The 19217-nt window shown below is 38.6% G+C and carries 15 protein-coding genes; 9 read left to right on the top strand and 6 right to left on the bottom strand.

Features of this window, described 5'->3' with window-relative positions:
• Positions 1–23: 23 nt before the first annotated feature.
• From LVD16_RS07785 to LVD16_RS07775, 3 genes are all read right to left on the bottom strand, one after another.
• Positions 24–983 (bottom strand): aspartyl protease family protein, encoded by a 960-nt coding sequence (locus LVD16_RS07785; RefSeq protein ID WP_233773361.1) that lies wholly within the window; start codon positions 981–983, stop codon positions 24–26.
• A gap of 105 nt (positions 984–1088) precedes the next feature.
• A complete protein-coding gene (locus LVD16_RS07780; RefSeq protein WP_233773360.1) occupies positions 1089–1862 on the bottom strand; it encodes an exodeoxyribonuclease III in 774 nt (257 codons plus the stop codon).
• A gap of 10 nt (positions 1863–1872) precedes the next feature.
• The gene (locus LVD16_RS07775; protein ID WP_233773359.1) at positions 1873–2694 is read right to left on the bottom strand and encodes an aminotransferase class IV; all 822 of its coding nucleotides are present in this window, start codon (positions 2692–2694) and stop codon (positions 1873–1875) included.
• 154 nt (positions 2695–2848) lie between these two features.
• Here LVD16_RS07775 and LVD16_RS07770 point away from each other — a divergent pair, with 154 nt between their 5' ends.
• Complete coding sequence (locus tag LVD16_RS07770) at positions 2849–2995, top strand: lmo0937 family membrane protein (RefSeq protein ID WP_233773358.1); 147 nt, start codon at positions 2849–2851, stop codon at positions 2993–2995.
• Between the two features lie 13 nt (positions 2996–3008).
• Positions 3009–3311 carry an HPF/RaiA family ribosome-associated protein gene (locus LVD16_RS07765; RefSeq protein ID WP_233773357.1) on the top strand — a complete coding sequence of 101 codons (303 nt, stop codon included), beginning with the start codon at positions 3009–3011 and terminating at the stop codon, positions 3309–3311.
• 40 nt (positions 3312–3351) lie between these two features.
• On the opposite strand, the gene LVD16_RS07760 is transcribed toward LVD16_RS07765, so the two are convergent.
• A complete protein-coding gene (locus tag LVD16_RS07760; protein ID WP_233773356.1) occupies positions 3352–5754 on the bottom strand; it encodes an ABC transporter permease in 2403 nt (800 codons plus the stop codon).
• 22 nt (positions 5755–5776) lie between these two features.
• A complete protein-coding gene (locus LVD16_RS07755; protein ID WP_233773355.1) occupies positions 5777–8179 on the bottom strand; it encodes an ABC transporter permease in 2403 nt (800 codons plus the stop codon).
• Positions 8180–8381: 202 nt separating this feature from the next.
• Between LVD16_RS07755 and LVD16_RS07750 the strand changes: the two genes are divergently transcribed.
• The 4 genes from LVD16_RS07750 (at position 8382) to LVD16_RS07735 (ending at position 13799) form a co-directional block, all read left to right on the top strand.
• Positions 8382–9749 (top strand): sigma-54-dependent transcriptional regulator, encoded by a 1368-nt coding sequence (locus tag LVD16_RS07750; RefSeq protein WP_233773354.1) that lies wholly within the window; start codon positions 8382–8384, stop codon positions 9747–9749.
• A 5-nt stretch (positions 9750–9754) separates the two neighbouring features.
• Positions 9755–11071 carry a sensor histidine kinase gene (locus tag LVD16_RS07745; RefSeq protein ID WP_233773353.1) on the top strand — a complete coding sequence of 439 codons (1317 nt, stop codon included), beginning with the start codon at positions 9755–9757 and terminating at the stop codon, positions 11069–11071.
• Between the two features lie 129 nt (positions 11072–11200).
• Positions 11201–12931 (top strand): MASE1 domain-containing protein, encoded by a 1731-nt coding sequence (locus LVD16_RS07740; protein ID WP_233773352.1) that lies wholly within the window; start codon positions 11201–11203, stop codon positions 12929–12931.
• Positions 12932–12965: 34 nt separating this feature from the next.
• A complete protein-coding gene (locus tag LVD16_RS07735) occupies positions 12966–13799 on the top strand; it encodes a phosphatase PAP2 family protein (protein WP_233773351.1) in 834 nt (277 codons plus the stop codon).
• Between the two features lie 52 nt (positions 13800–13851).
• On the opposite strand, the gene ahcY is transcribed toward LVD16_RS07735, so the two are convergent.
• A complete protein-coding gene (gene ahcY / locus LVD16_RS07730; protein WP_233773350.1) occupies positions 13852–15153 on the bottom strand; it encodes an adenosylhomocysteinase in 1302 nt (433 codons plus the stop codon).
• A 181-nt stretch (positions 15154–15334) separates the two neighbouring features.
• Between ahcY and LVD16_RS07725 the strand changes: the two genes are divergently transcribed.
• From LVD16_RS07725 to LVD16_RS07715, 3 genes are all read left to right on the top strand, one after another.
• On the top strand, positions 15335–16744 hold the full coding sequence (locus tag LVD16_RS07725) for a nicotinate phosphoribosyltransferase (RefSeq protein ID WP_233773349.1): 1410 nt from the start codon (positions 15335–15337) through the stop codon (positions 16742–16744).
• An 8-nt stretch (positions 16745–16752) separates the two neighbouring features.
• Positions 16753–17370 carry a bifunctional nicotinamidase/pyrazinamidase gene (gene pncA, locus LVD16_RS07720; RefSeq protein WP_233773348.1) on the top strand — a complete coding sequence of 206 codons (618 nt, stop codon included), beginning with the start codon at positions 16753–16755 and terminating at the stop codon, positions 17368–17370.
• Positions 17371–17543: 173 nt separating this feature from the next.
• Positions 17544–19205 carry a M1 family metallopeptidase gene (locus LVD16_RS07715; protein ID WP_233773347.1) on the top strand — a complete coding sequence of 554 codons (1662 nt, stop codon included), beginning with the start codon at positions 17544–17546 and terminating at the stop codon, positions 19203–19205.
• Positions 19206–19217: the final 12 nt, after the last annotated feature.

Below are 19217 nucleotides of genomic sequence, written 5' to 3'. Positions count from 1 at the left end.
TACCCTTTTTCACAACTCAAAATTCAAGCAACCTTCTTGTAGTAAAATTTCTCATTCACGTAATCAAATATGATTACGTAGTTCTTCAGAAAACCTCCCCCAATTGAGCCTGCGGCATCTGTTATTTCTCTATTAGAAAACTCTCTATTAATAAAATAAGGGCTTATCTTCTCTACATCGTCACTCCGTAAGGCAAGGTCTACCTCCACCCCTCTGTAACCTGATATAATTCCATTTAACCCTTTGCCTACCCAGGTTCGTTCTTCCAGAAATTCTTCCTGCGCTTCACCATCTTTCATAAATAAAATCAGCTCTCTGGCAGAGCCTGTATCTATGTGAAAGAAGGCATCTTTTTGATAATTATGATGTGCCCAGCTGGCCCTAATGTAGGGCTTGGTGTCCTTCACTACTAAATCCATCTGATTAAAGCTTAGCTTATCACTGCAGAAATTAGTAGGCTCACTCAGTGTGATTTCCTGATTATTGTAATCAATCATGACCACAAACCGACTAAAAATAGAATAGCCAATAATGCCATGAATGTTCGTTAAATTCGAATCTGGAAAGAAATTCTTGTCACTCGTAACTATAATTCCGATACCTCTCCCTTCCACATCAGCTACATTCACTTTATTACCAATGGAGAGCTCAGCCTTTCGGGAGTGCATTTTCCCATAACCATTGAGGATCACCTCTTTATTAGGAATTACATCCAGCTTTTTGGCAAACCTCCTTCCAAATAGCACCAAAGTTCTGCCTCCAGTGTCAAGAATAAGGTTTACTCTTAGCTTATCATTAATGCTGACCGGCATCACAATAAGATTATCAATAATCTTAAACTTGATTTTAGTTTGCTTTTTGTTGTTGGTGAAATTGAATCCGAGTTTATCGGCAAATAGTGCTGTTGATAGCAGCAGCAAGACCCAGGTAAGTACATACCTCTTCCGGACCAGCCGGGGATGGTTGTTAAAAATGTAATACATGTTGTTGTTGTTGTTTTGACCTACTCTAACTTAGACAAAAACAACAACAACCGAATCACGCAAATTGGTGGTTTTTCTTACGAATTACCTACCTAAAAAAGGATCTTAGACTAACTCTAGTTCTACAGGGCAGTGATCTGACCCTAAGTATTCATTATGAATATGAGCCGCCTTTACCTGATCCATCATAATTTTACTCACAAGGAAATAATCAATTCTCCATCCTACATTATTTGCTCGTGCATTGAACATGTAGTTCCAGTATGAGTACTTTACTTCTTCAGGGTAGAAATGTCTGAAAGTATCTACAAATCCTCCTTCAAGATATCTTCCAAAGCCATCGATTTCCTGCTGGGTAAAGCCTGCGGACTTGTTATAGTTCTGCTTTGGCCGGGCTATATCTATCTCTTGATGAGCTACATTTAGATCTCCACATAGGATTACAGGCTTTTTTTCTTCTAGCTTCTTAAGATGAGCGAGGAAATGCTCATCCCAGGTTTGTCTATAGTCTAATCTTTTTAGGCCTTGTCCTGAATTAGGAGTATAAACGTTTACCAGAAAAAACGATTCATACTCTGCGGTAATTACCCTTCCCTCCTGATCATGCTCTTCCATACCTAGATCATAAACTACAGAAATGGGCTCTTCTTTTGACAGTATGGCAGTACCGCTATAGCCTTTTCTAGCCTTTGAAGAGTTAACGTAAATTTTATAATCTGTCATTAACTGCAAAGCAGTTTTCACATCTTCCACTGCGCCCTTCGTTTCCTGCAAACACAGAATATCAGGGCTCATTTTATTTACATTTTCAATAAATTCTTTCTTTATAATAGCTCTAATGCCATTTACATTCCATGACACTATCTTCTTCGCACTCATCTATTTCTGTTTATTGTTTAAAATAATCTTTCTCCAGTTGCTCAAATTTAAGCATTAGCTCTTTAGTTCGTTCACCGGGTCTTCCATTTCCTATAACCACATCATCTACCTCTACTACTGGCAAAACTTTCTTAGTAGTACCGGTTAAGAAGGCTTCCTGCACCTCTGCGAGCTCAGCTAAATGAATGTGCCTTTCTTCAACCTCCATAATATCACCAGCTACCTGCAAGACCTTCTTTCTGGTAATTCCCTTTAAAATATTGGATGGCGGAGTTACCAATACTCCATTTTTATCCACTATAAAAAAGTTGCTTCGGGTTAGCTCACTTAGGTTTCCGTTCTGATGATAGATGATATCATAGGCGTTATGCTTTCTTACCTGAGGCTGTAGCCAAATGCTGGTCATATAACTAATGGTTTTTACATCTACCAATTCGCGCTGGAACTCGTGTGAAATCAATTTCACTCCATTTGCATACTTCTCTGATGAAGGGAAGCTAATATCTTCCTGGGTGATAATAAGATTTGGATCTCCAACGTCATAACCGTTTTTGGTTTCACCGCCCGTTCTTACTATTCTAATTCCAGAAAAGGCCATTTTATTGATACTGAGCAAATCAAGAATTTGCTTTTTCACATCTTCCATATCTAATGGATGGTCTGGAAATACCTTGGCAGAAGAATATTGCAGTCTCTGCAAATGGTCTTCTAAAAATAAAGGTCTATGAAAATCCGTACGGAAAAAATCAAAAATACCATAGCCCCTTAAAACGCTCAAGTCCTTCACGCTCAGCGTAGCAGCACTCTCTTCAATCAACTTACCGTTTACCATGCAATACATAGTTTAAAAGTAATTGAAATTGTAGAAAAAAGAGGTTATCGGTAATAAATTTCCACAGCGCCAACCGGCCATATTATGAAATAGAGTTGATTATTCTAATGGCATGAAAATAGCCGCCAGTTCATCCTAAAAACTATTAAATATTATGAGAGGTTGTTTTCTAATAGTCATCATCGTTTTGATATTGGGCTGGTTTTTCGGATTCTTTTACTTTGATCTGGGATGGCTCATTCATGTGCTGTTAGTAGCAGCAGTAGTAATATTATTACTTAGACTAATTGGAGGACGCTAATAACTAACTATTTATGAAAACTGATATACAAACAATTGGGTTTAGTGCTAATAAGGAGCTTATTGACTTTGTGGAAGATCGTTTAAAGCATTTAACAAAACTCGATAGCCAGATCACTGGAGTGGACGTCTATCTCAAGTCTGTAAAAGACAACCACGACGAAACAAAAATTGCTGAGATAAAACTTTTCTTACCGGGCCCCACGCTTTACGCTGACCATCAGTCTGAGAGCTTCAGAGAATCTGTGATGGAAGTAGTAGAAAAACTAAAAAGGCAGATTAAGAAGAGAAAAGATATACTTTACGAAAAGAGGTAATCAAAAGCTCCAGGTGAAATCACCTGGAGCTTTTGATTTATTATTCAGATTTTAAAGTAGTAACCGGGTTGGCTCTGGTAGCCTTAATAGTCTGATATCCAGTAGTGAAAATCGTAATTATTACCCCTACCGAGCCAGCTATAACAAACACCGTTGGCTGAACATCTACTTTATAAGTGAAATAACTTAACCAGCTAGTCATAAGCCACCAGGCAAGAGGCGCCGCCATTAATGTGGCTAAGATCACTTGCACCACAAAAGTTTTAGACAGTTGAATGAAAAGCTGATAAGCATTGGCTCCGAGAACTTTTCTTATGCTCACCTCTTTCACTTTCTTTCTTAACAGATAAGATGACAAACCAAAGAGCCCCATGCATGCTATAAGCAATGTTATAAATCCTCCTATTTGAAAAATCTGCTGGGCTTTAATTTCTTCCTTATAAAAAAGGTTCAGCTGATCATCTAAGAAATGATATTCCATAGAAGTATATTCATCAAACTTCTTATGGATACCTTTTGCAGCCTCAACTACTGCCTTATAATCTGAATTAGGTGATATTTTGAGCGAAAAATAATCTATTTCGGATACTGGATTTTGGTAATAGCCAATCAACAAAGGTCTTATGGGCTGATGAAGTGATTGATAATTAAAATCTTTGATTACACCCACCACATTAAAAGCATACGGGATATCATTAACAATCACTTTTCGTCCTACAGGATCATCATCTCCAAATAACTTGGCAGCTGCAGATTCGTTGATCATGATAGCCGTAGAATCACTTCCTAATGATCCCTTGAAATTCTCGCCTGCAGCCAGTTTCAAATCATAAGTAGCCATCATATCTTCATCGAAATTCATGAAATAGCTATCTAATGAGTCAGATTCGGAACCATACTTTTTAGCTATTACTTCATTTATATGCTTCCAATCTCCTGGCAGGCGTGAAGAAGTAGCTACCATCTCTACTTGAGAAACCTTACCAAATTCTTCCTTCATGGCCTTGAAGTTTCTCCTAACATTACTGGCATTTATGTCTATCACCAGTATATGCTCCTTGTCAAACCCTAAAGTTTTGTTATTTACAAAATCCAACTGCTGATACATTACTATGGTAGCAATAATCATCACAATAGATAATGTGAACTGAAAAATCACTAAAGCCTTTCTCAATACCAGACCTGCTCTTGAGGTTGACATCTCACCTTTTAAAGTTTGTGAAGGTTTTAAACTTGCAAGGTAGAAAGCAGGGTATAATCCAGCAATAAGACCAGTAAGCAATGCCATAGCAAAAAGCATCTGAATAATACTCACAAAGTTATCGGCGTCCATAATGATCTGCTTGCCCGCAATTACAGAAAAGAACGGCAGGCTCACATCTACCAAACCAACCGATAAGATGAAAGCAATGGCTGATATCAGAACCGATTCGCTAAGAAACTGCCCTATTAACTGCTTCTTGTAGGCTCCAGAGACTTTTCTTATTCCTATTTCTCTGGCTCTTTCGGTAGACCTGGCTGTTGCTAAATTTACATAATTGATACAAGCGATGAGTAAAATGAAAATACCGACAGCACTGAATAAATAAATATAGAACCAACTGCCTTTTACATCAGAACCTGACTCAATATCTGCTGAGTTTAGATAGATATCTTCATAACTCTGTAAATATGGATCTCCTAAAGGGGTTTCTACAGTTCTATGTTTAGCCACAAAAGCGGGTAATTGCTGATTAACTTCATTTACATCTTCAGGAGAAGCCAGTTCAACAAATGTGGTGGTAGAAAACCTATACCAACTTTCTTTAGCAGCCTTAAAATACGGGTTACTTAGAACGCCACTATTATAAGACAGTATCAGATCTGCTCTGTAGGTTACATTATCTTGAGATTTTATAACTCCTGTTACCTTTAAAGGTTCGATCTGATAAAATGGCAATTCCTTTCCAAGAGCTGGCTCATCTCCAAAGTATTTCCTGGCAATTTCATCTCTAATCACCACACAGTTGTGATCTTTCAACGCTGTGTTTGGGTCTCCTTCAATAAATTCGAAATCTAAAATATCAAACAATGTACTATCAGCCATCACCCAACTGCGCTCCGCTATTCGCTCACCCTTCCATTCAATATCCAAATGACCAAATGGTTGCATTAAGCGTACTTGATTTACCACATTAGGAAACTCCTCAACTAGAGCAGGCCCCATCTTATAGTTAGTAAACGCCCATTTCTCCTGGCCTTCAGCTCCTTTTTCGGTTTCTACAATACGGGCGATCCTATCAGATTTTTTATAACCTTTATCATAAGATAGTTCATCTGCCACATACATAAATAAAAGGCATGCTGCTGTCAGCCCCACTGTTAACCCTATGATATTGATCACCGAATAGGATAAATGCCGCCTTAGGTTGCGAATGGCAATTTTGATATAATTCTTAAACATGTCGTTGTATTTTGAGTTGTTGTTATTCTGCTCTTAGAGTCTCTACAGGATTCAATAGTGACGCCTTGATGGTTTTATACCCCACCACCAGCATAGCCATGAAAATGGTGATTATAATGGTAAGTGGAAATATCAATAGATTGATGCTCATGTGGTAAGCAAACTGCTCCAGCCATTGCTGTCCAAAGTACCATACAAATGGAACCACCAGCAAGTTGGCCACTAATATTAAAACTATAAATTCCTTAAAAATTAGCTTGGTAATGTTCCAGCTGTTGGCACCTAGCACTTTTCTTACACCTATTTCCTTGGTTTTGGAAAGCACCATGAAAGAGACCAAACCCAGCAGACCTATTGCAGCCACAATGATGGTAAGGAATGTAAATAATGTAAGCACATTTATAAGCCTTTCTTCATGAGCATATTGCTTGTTGAAATCGTCATCCATGAAGTAATAATCAAACTCATAACCTGGGAAATAGTCAGCCCAGGAAGACTCTATATCATGCACCAAGCCGCTCAGGTTCTGGGTAGACAACCTTAAAGCTAAGTATGATGAAGCTTTTGGATTATAATCCATCACTTTAGGCCATATTTTTTCTTGAAGGCCCATACCATGATAATCTTTTACTACGGCTATCACCGTACCTTCAGGGTAGCCTGAGGGAGAAGTAATCTTTTTTCCAATAGCATTTTCAGGTGTAGACCACCCCATTTCAGCCACTGAGGTTTCGTTAATAATCAGACCATCCTTTAAGTCGGCCATACTTTTTAAATCGAAATCTCTGCCAGCTATTAGTTGGAGTTGAAGGGTATTTAAATAGCCTTCATCCACAGCCATATATTCAGTAGTAACGCTTTTATCCTTTGGAAAACCCTCAGGCATGGCTACCTGTCCCTGCCAGCCAGGTCGGCCCGGCAAAGCATTGGTGAAAGTAACTGAAGATATTTGAGACTGCATCTTTAAAGTATTTTTAAAGGACTCCACATTTCTGGTGTTATCTAATCTGGTTAAGTCAAGCACTAAGATTTGCTCTTGAGAAAATCCAAGCTCTTGATCTCTCATAAAATTAAGCTGATCTATCACTATGAGCGTTGCCAGCACTAAACCGGAAGAGATGACAAACTGAAACACTACCAAAAATTTACGCAAAGCAGCCCCTTTTCTAGAAGAAGACATATTGCCTTTTAAAATAGCATTAGGTTGATAGCCAGAAAGAACGAACGCAGGGTAGAAACCAGCGAGAAAAGTGATTCCAAAAACCAACAAGATAGCTCCAGAAAGCACTGGTAATGAAAGCAATTGCATCAATTCATAGTTCCTATCCATCAAATGATTAAAGAATGGTAGCATCATATCCAAAATGATGATCACTAATAAAAATGCTATGAATGTAAGAAAGAAAGACTCACTAAGAAACTGCCAAAACAGAGAACCACGAGAGGAACCAACCACTTTACGAAGCCCCACTTCTTTGGCTCTGTATACCGAACGAGCCGTGGTTAGATTAACAAAGTTGATGCAAGCGAGAATGATAATGAAAATGGCAATAGCAGAGACTAACCACACCTGATCCATAGATCCTTTGGGACCGAAAATATTAGAGATGTTAGAACTTAAATAAATCTCATCTAAAGGCTCAATGCCTACCCTCCAGCTTACTCCAAAAGATTTAAGCATTTCGCCGGCATTGATATTATAAATATCCTCCACCTTTTTTCGAAAAGCTGATACTTTCACATTCGGTTTAAGCAAAACATAATTGAATACATTCAAATTACCCCAGCCCCCACTGTAGGTAAAATTTGGACTAAGCTTTTCATAGGAAGCGAAAGACAGCAACATATCAAACTGGATGTGAGAATTTACTGGAATGTCCTCTATTACAGCTGTTACTTCATATTCAGAAGAATCGCTAAAAGTGATTACTTTACCGATGGCTTCTGAATTACCAAAGTAGCGAGACTCCATTTCTTTTGTGATGACCACCGTATTTGGCTTTTCTAAAGCAGATGCAGCATCACCTTCCTTGAAATTAAAAGTGAATATTTCAAACATCTCAGGACTAGCGAAATACAGACTTTGCTCGTAGCGCTTACCCTGATCTAGCACGTTTAAAAATGATGCATCTTTAATATAAACCACACTCTCCACCTCCGGAAATTGAGTTCTTAACTGATGACCAACACCCCAACCCATGCCAGCATAACCTTCTCGATCATCTGACTCATCCATGAGCGTAACCGTTCTGTATATTCTATCTGATTTTTGATGAAACTTATCAAAAGAGGTTTCATTCACCACAAACAGCATAATAAGAATGCCCACAGTAAGACCAATGGACAAGCCCAACAGGTTGATCAAAGTATAACCTTTAAACCTCAATAAATTTCTGAAAGCTATTTTTATAAAATTGGTTAGCATAGAATGGCCGATAATTATTAAACCCCCTTTACTAATACAATGCCATTAATTTAAAACACTGATAATCAATTAATTAAATTAAAATTAGTATTAGCTTAATTTTAGCGATGTTCATCTATAGAACATTAAAGTGCCCACCAGTGGACAGCTGTCATGGCTTTTTAAAACCTATTAAATAGATTTACGCAAACAAGTTCTGTATATGGCCACTGGAAAGATATTGATAATTGATGATGATGACTTCATTCTGCTTTCAGCTAGAATGTTTCTTGAGCAGTATTTCAAAGACATTACTACGCTAAACAGTCCTGAGCTAATTATAGAAGAGATATCATCAGCCACCTATGATCTTGTGCTTTTAGATATGAACTTTCAACAAGGAGAAACCTCTGGAAAAGAAGGTATTAAATGGTTAAAAACCATCAAAGAAATCTCTCCTGAGACTCAGGTATTGCTAATGACGGCCTATGGAGAAGTAAATCTAGCGGTAGAAGCTATGAAAGAAGGCGCTACTGATTTCATAGTGAAACCATGGCAAAATGAAAAACTACTAGCCACAGTACAAACGGCACTCTCTCTATCTGCTCAGCAGAAAAAAATCAAAAGCCTGGAGTCTAAAACCAAAGCTCTTTCAAAGGCGGCAGACTCTGCCTTTTCTAATATGATTGGGAAATCTCAAGCCATGAAAGGCATTATGAACATCATTAGTAAAGTTGCCATTACTGATGCTGATATTCTGATCTTAGGTGAAAATGGTACTGGCAAAGAAGTGGCTGCCAGGGCTATTCACAGAGCCTCTAACCGAGCTGACCAGGTTTTTATCAGTGTTGATCTCGGCTCCATATCTGAGAATCTGTTTGAAAGTGAGCTCTTTGGCCATAAAAAGGGAGCTTTCACTGATGCCAAAGAAGACCGTACCGGACGCTTCGAAGCAGCCTCTGGCGGCACTATTTTCTTAGATGAAATTGGCAACCTGTCACCTTCCCTGCAAGCCAAACTGCTAACCGTGCTACAAAACCGAAAAGTCACTAAACTAGGTACTAATCAGGCTATTGACATAGATGTAAGGGTGATTTGTGCTACTAACAGTAATCTAAAAGAAATGGTGAAAAATGGTGACTTCCGAGAAGATTTACTTTACAGGATTAATACAGTAGAAGTAACTATTCCACCATTAAAAGAGCGGGTAGCTGACTTGCCATTACTGGTAAATCATTTCTTGAATCACTACGGACATAAGTATCATAAAAAAGATCTAGCAATTTCAGATGAGGTTATAAAGAGACTTCAGACCCACAACTGGCCAGGAAATATTCGGGAACTTCAGCATGCCATAGAAAGAGCTGTCATACTCAGTGATGGCAATGAGCTTACCCAAGCCGACTTTGCTTTTCTGTCTCATCAGGAAATAGATAAAGCCTTTGATGACTACAACCTTGAAAATCTGGAAGCCTGGGCCATACATAATGCCATTAAAAAGCATCAAGGAAACATTAGTCATGCCGCCAAAGAGCTGGGCTTATCCCGAGGATCAATGTATAGAAGAATGGACAAGTACAATATAAAGTAAGTATTATGTCACGCAACTTCCGACTTAAAGTAATCATAAGAATACTCATCATCACCTGCATATTAGCACTGCTGATTTATTACCTTCTGTTGGAGCAGAAGTATTTGAGAAGTGTTTATTTGGTGATTTTTGTTGCCATTGCTTTGTTTGAGTTCATTTATTTTATTGACAAAACCAATAGAAATTTCACATCCTTTCTCACTGCTCTCTTGCAAAACGATTTTACCACCACCTTTTCTGAGTCTGGAAATAGTAAATCATTTAACGAGCTTCATAGAACCTACAATCAGATCACCAATAAATTTCGGCAGATCAACTCTGAGAAAGAAATGCATCATTTATATCTGGAAGCTCTGGTAGAACATATAAGTGTTGGCATATTGAGCTATGATAAAAATGAAAAAATACATCTGATCAACCAGGCATTCAAAGACCTGCTAGATAGACCACAGCTATTATATCTGAGTGGCTTACAGCAAATTAGCAACGAGCTTTTTCAAGCAGTAAGAGCGCTGAAGCCTGGAGAGCATCAACTTATTAAACTCAACATACATAATAAACTGCTTCATGTAAATATCCACGCTTCTGAATTCATTTTAAAAGAAAAGTATCATAAGCTCATTTCATTTCAAAATATTAAGAATGAGTTAGATGCCAATGAAATGGAAGCCTGGCAAAAACTGATAAGGGTACTTACTCATGAAATCATGAATTCTGTTACGCCGATTAGCTCATTATCAGACACGCTCTATCAGATTACCAGCAAAGAAGAACCCTTCAAACCAGAGGTTACTGGAAAAATATTACAAGGCTTAGATGCCATTCGAAACAGAAGTATTGGATTACAATCTTTCACCCAAGCTTATAGAAGCCTAACTCAGGTTCCTACACCAAAATTCGAAAACATACAGTTGGATCGTCTGATTAATAATGTGCTGATACTACTCCAACCCCACTTAAACGGAGTTGATTTAAAGTTCAATTCAGAATCCACACCTTTTATCGCCACTGCGGACCCCAAATTATTAGAGCAAGTACTTATTAACCTGATAAAGAACGCCTTAGAAGCTATGGAAGATCAGGAAAAACCAGTACTGACAATTAATCTCTTCCAAAGAGATGAGTCATTCTTAGAAATTAGAGACAATGGCAAGGGCATCACTCCTGATAAACTGGATCAAATATTTATTCCTTTCTTTACCACCAAGAAGAATGGCTCAGGTATTGGCCTGGCATTATCACAGCAAATAGTAAGGCTGCATAATGGTACATTATCGGCCGTACGCGAAAATGATGAAACAATTTTCAGAATAGAGCTTTAGCCGTAGCACTTTCTTACATATCAGCAATTCAGCAAAAGCATTGATTTGTAATACTTTGTATTGTTAAAACCAAATTTATAACTATATTACGTACTTGTACTGATGTCTGGTTGGCCAATAAATACAGACATGAATGCCTCAACTTTAAAGATTCTCGCCAGAGTTAAAAACAGTGATGACTTAAAGATAGTCGCTGTTTCCATATTCTATTTTCTTTCAGCTCAGTTTGGCTTACTATTATCCTTTTCGGAATCAAAAATCATTGCCTTATGGCCTCCAGCAGGCCTAGCATTGGCTCTGCTTATTTTATTTAAGCACAAAACCTGGCCCGCCATTACTATCGGATCGCTCATAGCCTATGCTATGGTATTTCTTTTTCAGGGCACCCCCTTTTCGTTCTCCGTAGTTATGGCATTAGTGATTACCTCGATTGGTAATACCTGCGAAGCCCTTTTCGGATATTATTTAATTAGCAAATTTATTCGGGTAAGAAACCCATTTTACAAAACAGGCCATGTTTTCATTTTCCTGTTTGTCACCTTGTGTATGTGCATCATTGGCTCTGGAATAGGTTCATTAGGCATGTGGGCCAACAACCTTCTAGAGCTGGAAGATTTCACCTCTTATTTCTCAAGCTGGTGGCTTAGCAATGTGATCAGCGTACTTATCATTACGCCATTTATCATCTCCTGGACGGCACCGTTTAAACTGGAAATATCATGGTCCAGAACACTGGAGGCTGTCATTTTTGTGGGCATGCTCACAGTAATTTTACTTACTATGGAGTACAGTGACTTTTCTGAGACTATTGAAAAATCACTTCCATTTTTAGTTATGCCATTCTTACTTTGGCTGGCTTTCCGATTCAACCTACAAACCACAATGAGTGGCATTCTTATCGTTTCGTTCATTGCTATCTATTTCACCATCAATAAATTAGGACCATTTTCACTAACCACAGAATATGACTCACGCAGTATTTTACAAATCTTTACTGGTGTGGTAAGCATCTCTACCCTAATCCTTTATGCGACGGTGCGAGAACGTGCAGTGGCTCAGGAAGAAATAAAGGTCTTCAATGAAAAGCTAGAACAAAAAGTGCGTGAGAGAACGGAAGAGCTACATGAAGAAATAAGGATGCGGAAAAAATCTGAAGAAACCATCAAAATAAGCAACAGTAAACTCCGTAAAGCCAATATAGAGCTCGACAATTTTGTATACAGCGTTTCTCACGATCTACGTGCGCCAATTGCCTCAGTTTTGGGCATTGTAAACCTGGCCACAAAAGAGAATGACATCGAAATGATGCAGAAGTACCTTTCCATGATAGCTGACAGCGCAGAAAGGCAGGATAATTTCATTCAGGATATTTTGGACCTTTCTAGAAATTCCAGACTTGATGTGGGCAGAGATCAGATCAATTTCGACAATTTGATAACGGAAATATTCGATCAGCTGAAGTACAGTGCGGTAGACAAAAACGTGATTAAGGAAATCAATATCTCACAAACACATAGCTTCATCTCAGATAAGAAAAGAATCAAAGTAATTTTCAACAACATCATTTCAAACTCTATCAGATATAGCAGAGAGGATAATCCTATGATTAAAATTGATGTAGAGATAGATGAGGCTACTGCAAAAATTCAGGTGCATGACAACGGGCAAGGCATTCCCAAAAGGCATATGAAGAAAATCTTTGATATGTTTTATAGAGCCACTGATGACAATGCCGGTTCGGGATTAGGCCTTTATATTGTTAAGGAAACCATTGAAAAACTACGAGGAAACGTAAACATCTCATCTTTGGAGAACGAAGGCACAACTGTTAACCTTGAAATTCCCAATCTTACCGGATAAACATTTATATTCAGCCCCTGTTTAGAAGGCTAATATGAAACATTTATACTATCTCCTCCTCGCTTGTGTGTGCATTACTTCAACAACTGTAAATGCTCAGTTTTCTGATTCTGTGCATACAGTAAAACAACCTTTTTTTAAAAGAATAACCTTTGATGCATCCAACACTGGGCGTACTATTTTAAAAACCTACTCCAGGCCATTTCACTGGCAAAAAAAACAATGGTTTCAATTTGGAGGAGCCATAGCCATATCAGCTCTGGCCAGCACGGCAGACAAGCCTATCTATGAGTTCTTCAGAGATAATCCATCTGGCCCTTTGGATGATATGGCCAAAGTAGGAGATTTTCTTGGCCAACCTGAAAATAATTACCCATTTATGCTTACCGTTTGGGGTGCCGGAGTCATTAGCAACAATGATTGGCTTAGAGATACAGGCGTGATGCTTTTTGCTTCTGTAACTACCTCTGGTCTTATTCAGACGGCCTTAAAAGAATTGAGCGGTAGAGCCCGACCTCGAAGCGGAGAGGGACCTTACTCCTTTAAACCACTTGATGGCGGAGCGTCATATCACTCTTTCCCTTCCGGCCATACCATGTTAGCATTAGCATCTGCTTGGATTTTAGCACATCAGGTAAAGCCACTGGCTCTGAAAATTGTTTTTTATGCTGTTCCAGTAGTTACAGGCCTATCTAGAATTTACGAAGGCCAACATTGGTTTTCAGATATTCTGCTTGGTTCAGCCTTAGGTATAGCTTGTGCAGAAAGCGTCTTAAAATTCTACCCTAAGATAAAAGAAAGCAGAATTGGCTCTTTAAGCTTTGCCCCTACCAATAACGGAATGGGTCTTGTATATTCTTTTAAATAAAAAAAGCCTCGCAAATCTGCGAGGCTCCATATTTTCAATACTCTCTTATCTATTAGTATCTGTAAGCTTCTGGCTTATAAGGACCTTCCACTGTTACACCAATGTATTCAGCCTGCTCAGTGGAAAGAACATCTAGCTCTACACCAATTTTAGAAAGGTGTAAGCTGGCTACTTTCTCATCTAAGTGCTTAGGCAAAGTATAAACTTTGTTTTCATACTGATCAGTATTAGTCCAAAGCTCAAGTTGCGCCAAAGTTTGGTTTGTAAATGAGTTAGACATTACAAATGAAGGGTGACCAGTAGCACAACCAAGGTTTACAAGTCTACCTTCAGCCAATAGAATAATGTCATTTCCATTGCTCAATTTATACTTATCTACCTGAGGCTTAATTTCATCCTTCTCAGCGTTTTTGTTTAACCAGGCTACATCAATTTCATTATCGAAGTGACCAATGTTACAAACGATGGTTTTGTCTTTCATTAGTTCGAAGTGCTCACCTGCTACGATGTCTTTGTTACCTGTAGCAGTAACCACGATATCCGCTTCTTTTACTGCGTCTACCATTTTCTTCACTTCAAATCCGTCCATTGCAGCTTGTAAAGCACAGATAGGATCAATTTCAGTAACGATAACTCTAGCTCCAGCACCTCTTAAAGAAGCAGCAGAACCTTTACCTACGTCACCATATCCACCTACAACAGCTACTTTACCAGCCATCATAACGTCAGTAGCTCTTCTAATAGCATCAACTAATGATTCTTTACATCCGTATTTGTTATCAAATTTAGATTTCGTAACTGAGTCATTTACGTTGATTGCAGGAAGAACTAGTGTTCCTTTTCTTTCTCTTTCTATTAATCTGTGAACTCCTGTGGTAGTCTCTTCAGAAAGACCTTTAATACCTTCTACATACTGAGGATATTTATCAAATACCATATTAGTAAGGTCTCCACCATCATCAAGAATCATGTTTAGAGGCTGTCCATCAGGGAAAACTAAAGTCTGCTCTATACACCAATCAAATTCTTGATCATTCATTCCTTTCCATGCATACACAGGAATACCTGCTTCAGCTATAGCAGCGGCAGCATGATCTTGTGTAGAGAAAATATTACAAGATGACCAAGTCACCTCAGCACCTAACTCTACTAGAGTTTCAATTAAAACAGCAGTTTGAATAGTCATGTGTAAACAACCTGCAATTCTAGCGCCTTTTAAAGGCTTCTCTTTTCCATACTCCTCACGCAACGCCATTAAACCTGGCATTTCTGCCTCTGCAAGTTCTATTTCTTTTCGCCCCCAGGCAGCAAGAGAAATATCTTTTACTTTGTACTTTAATTTTTCCTCAATCATGGTACTATTAGATAATATTTGTTTGTTAAAAAGAGTCGATATTTAAGCCTCTAAGATACGATAAAGCTTTTACAAGAACAATTCTAATAAGGACTTAGACAAAAGTAATATCGCCCTTAAATGAGGTTTACCAACTATATTCTAAACCGATTCTCACCTAGTTTGTTATCTTCGCGCAACTATGAAGCTCACTAACCTTACCGCCACTTATACTGATCTGTACCAACTCACTATGGGCCAGGTATATTACCTTAAAGGAACGGCCCATTCATCGGCAACCTTTGATTACTTTTTCAGAAAACTCCCCTACGGAAGTGGGTATGCTGTATTCGCAGGCCTGCAAGATGTATTAGAAATACTGGAAGATATTAAATTCTCTGAAGAAGACCTGGAATACCTTAAGGATCAAGGTCTTAATAAGGATTATGTTGATTCATTGAAAGACTTCAGGTTCAATGGAAGCATTTACAGTGTAAACGAAGGAGATGTAATATTCCCTAACAGACCAATCTTACGAGTAGAGGCTACCATGCTGGAGGCGCAGATCATAGAAACTTTGCTGCTTAACATTCTCAACTTCCAGTCATTAATTGCCACCAAAGCCGCACGTATAAGACAAGTGGCTCCTAATAAGATACTTAGTGATTTTGGCCTTAGAAGGTCTCATGGTTTAGGTGGTTTTTCTGCTTCAAGAGCCACTATGGTTGGCGGTTTTGATTCCACCAGCAACGTATCAGCAGCCAAGGAATATGGCATACCTGTTTCAGGCACCATGGCTCACTCTTTCATCCAAAGCTATGAAGATGAAATAAGTGCTTTCAGAGATTTTGCGGATGGAAGGCCTGATGATTGCATCTTATTGGTAGACACTTACAATACACTGAAAAGTGGTGTTCCGAATGCCATTCAGGTGGCTAAAGAAATGAAAGAAAAAGGGCATCAGCTAAAAGCCATTCGATTAGACAGTGGTGACTTGGCTTATCTAGCCAAAAAGGCTCGAAAAATGCTTGATGACGAGGGCTTTCATGATGTGAAAATTGCTGCCAGCAATCAGCTGGATGAGTTTGTAATAAAGAGTTTAATGCACCAGGAGGCACCCATTGACATATATGGCGTAGGCACTAACCTGGTTACAGGCCAACCTGATGGCGCCTTCGATGGAGTTTACAAACTAAGCTATCATAACGGACAGCCAAGAATTAAGCTATCAGAAAACATTTCAAAGACTACATTACCTCATAGAAAGCAGGTATGGAGACTTTATGATGAAGAAGGGCAGTTATATGGAGCAGATGTCGTAGGCCTTGAAGGTGAAATTGACATTACCCAAATGCACCATCCTTATGAGCCCCATAAGAACATGCATATTGGAAATATACAGAAAAAACCAACCTTAAATAAGGTCTTCGAAAATGGCAAGAACATCTCCGGAGCTCCTACCCTCACGGAAATAAAGAAATACTCACAGGAGCAATTGGGTCTTTTACCAGTTGAATACAAAAGATTCGAATACCCACATACTTACAAAATAGGTATAAGTAGTGAGCTTAAAAGCTTGAGGGACGAATTAAGGCAAAAGTATAAAGTGTAGACAAAGCAATGAAAGCATTAATTATAGTAGACGTACAAAATGATTTTACCCCTGGAGGGGCGTTAGAAGTAGAGTTCGGAGATAGAATTATTCCAGGCATAAATGAATTACAAAGTAAATTTGACCTTGTTCTGGCCACTCAGGACTGGCATCCTGCAAACCATAAGAGTTTTGCCTCTAACCATGAGGGTAAGCAACCTTATGAAAAAATAAAGCTCAAAATGCTTGATCAGGTGCTTTGGCCAGACCATTGCGTACAAGGAACCAAAGGAGCTGAATTTCATCCGGACCTTAATATGAATAAAGTAGCCGCCATTTTCAGGAAAGGGATGGACACAGAAATAGATAGCTACAGCGGCTTTTTTGATAATGGAAGAAGAAAGAGCACCGGACTAACCGGCTATCTAAAGGAGCACGGCGTTACTGATGCCTTTTTCTGCGGGCTAGCAGGTGACATTTGCGTGTTTTTCACTGCTAAAGATGCTATTGAAGAAGGCTTTAGAAGCTACCTCATCCAGGATTTATCTCAACCTTTAGATCACAAAGCTTATGCTAATGCCTTAGAAGAATTTGAAAAGCGAAGAGGCATTGTAGTCAATAGCCAGAAGATAGATAGCTTTTTATAATATCAAAGGGAAGGTCATTAGGCCTTCCTTACTTTTTTATAAGAGAGGTGTTTTGGGTTATTGAGAAACTCACTTTTTCGCCCATTAATATTTACCTCATCCCGTTAAAAGAACTTTCCCCCGTTTAGTAATCAAACTTTCATATATTCGCTATTCTTAAGATGATACGAATTATGAAATATCTGCTATACACTATTTACTTTCTATTTACCACAAGCCTTGTTTCCGCACAAGTTATTAAATCAGGAGAAACACCTGTCTTTAATCATCAGGATAGTCTGAGAGGCTCCATTACACCTGAACGAGCCTGGTGGGACCTAAAACACTACAGGCTTGAGGCACTGGTACAACCTGAGAATCAATCTATTGATGGTTCTAACACCATCACTTATGAGGTTTTAAAGGCTGGTCAGGTAATGCAAATAGACTTGCAACCACCAATGGACATAAAAAAGGTGACGCAGAAAGGAAAAGAGCTAGAATTTAAAAGGGATGGAAATGCCTATTTCATCACATTAGACAAGAAGCAAAAAGAGGGAAAAACAGAAGAAATTACCATTTATTATGGCGGAAAGCCCAGAGTAGCGAAAAATCCTCCTTGGGATGGTGGCCTAACATGGTCTAAAGACGCCAATGGCAAAGATTTTATTGCTACCTCTTGTCAGGGTGAAGGAGCCAGCATGTTTTGGCCTTGCAAAGATCACATGTATGACGAGCCAGATAATGGCATGGACATTATAGTTACAGTTCCAGAAGATTTGGTCGAAGTTTCTAACGGTAGATTGATTGAAGTAAAGGAGAACAAGTTTGAAAAAACCAAGGCTTACCATTGGCAAGTGACTAATCCTATTAACAACTACGGTGTAAATATTAATATTGGTGATTACGTTAATTTCAGCGAGCAATATAATGGCGAAAAAGGCGAATTAGATTGTAACTATTATGTATTGAGAGATAACCTGAGCAAGGCTAAGGAGCAATTTAAAGATGCTACCAGAATGCTAGAGGCCTTTGAATATTGGTTTGGTCCCTATCCATTTTATGAAGATAGCTATAAGCTTGTAGAAGTGCCCTATCTAGGTATGGAACACCAAAGCTCAGTAACTTATGGAAACGGCTATTCCAACGGATACAGAGGCCGAGATCTAAGCTTAAGTGGATGGGGAATGAAATTTGACTTCATCATCATCCATGAATCAGGTCATGAATGGTTTGCTAATAATATCACCTACAAAGATATAGCCGACATGTGGATCCATGAGTCGTTCACAGCCTATTCTGAAACACTTTTCTTAGAATATTTTTATAGCAAAGAAGCGGCAAACGAGTATGTGCTAGGCACAAGATCGTCCATTTTAAACGACCGACCAATCATCGGATACTACGATGTAAATTACAGTGGATCAGGTGATATGTATTATAAAGGAGCTAACATGCTTCACACTTTAAGGCAACTTTTCAATGATGACAACAAGTGGAGAAGCGCCCTAAGAGGAATGAATGAAAAGTACTATCATGCTACAGTTACCACCGAAGAGATAGAAAACTACCTGAGTGAGCAACTAGGAAAAGACTTAAAACCCTTTTTCGATCAGTACCTAAGAACGGTTGAAATACCTATTTTACAATACCGATTAATGGGTAATACCCTTCTTTGCAAATGGAGTAATACGGTTGAAGATTTTAACATGCCTGTAAAACTCTATGTAAACGGCAAAGAAACCTGGGTAGAAGCCGAAACACATTGGACGCCTACTACCAACATTCCAGAAAACGCCGAAATTAAAGTAGATAAGAATTTCTATATAGCTACCCTCAATATAATGGGTAATTAAAAGTTAGCTAGG

The sequence above is a fragment of the Fulvivirga ligni genome, from assembly GCF_021389935.1.
GTDB classification, from domain to species: Bacteria; Bacteroidota; Bacteroidia; order Cytophagales; family Cyclobacteriaceae; genus Fulvivirga; species Fulvivirga ligni.
Note: the sequence above shows the minus strand (reverse complement) of the source record. Positions and strands in the feature narration are given on the sequence as shown.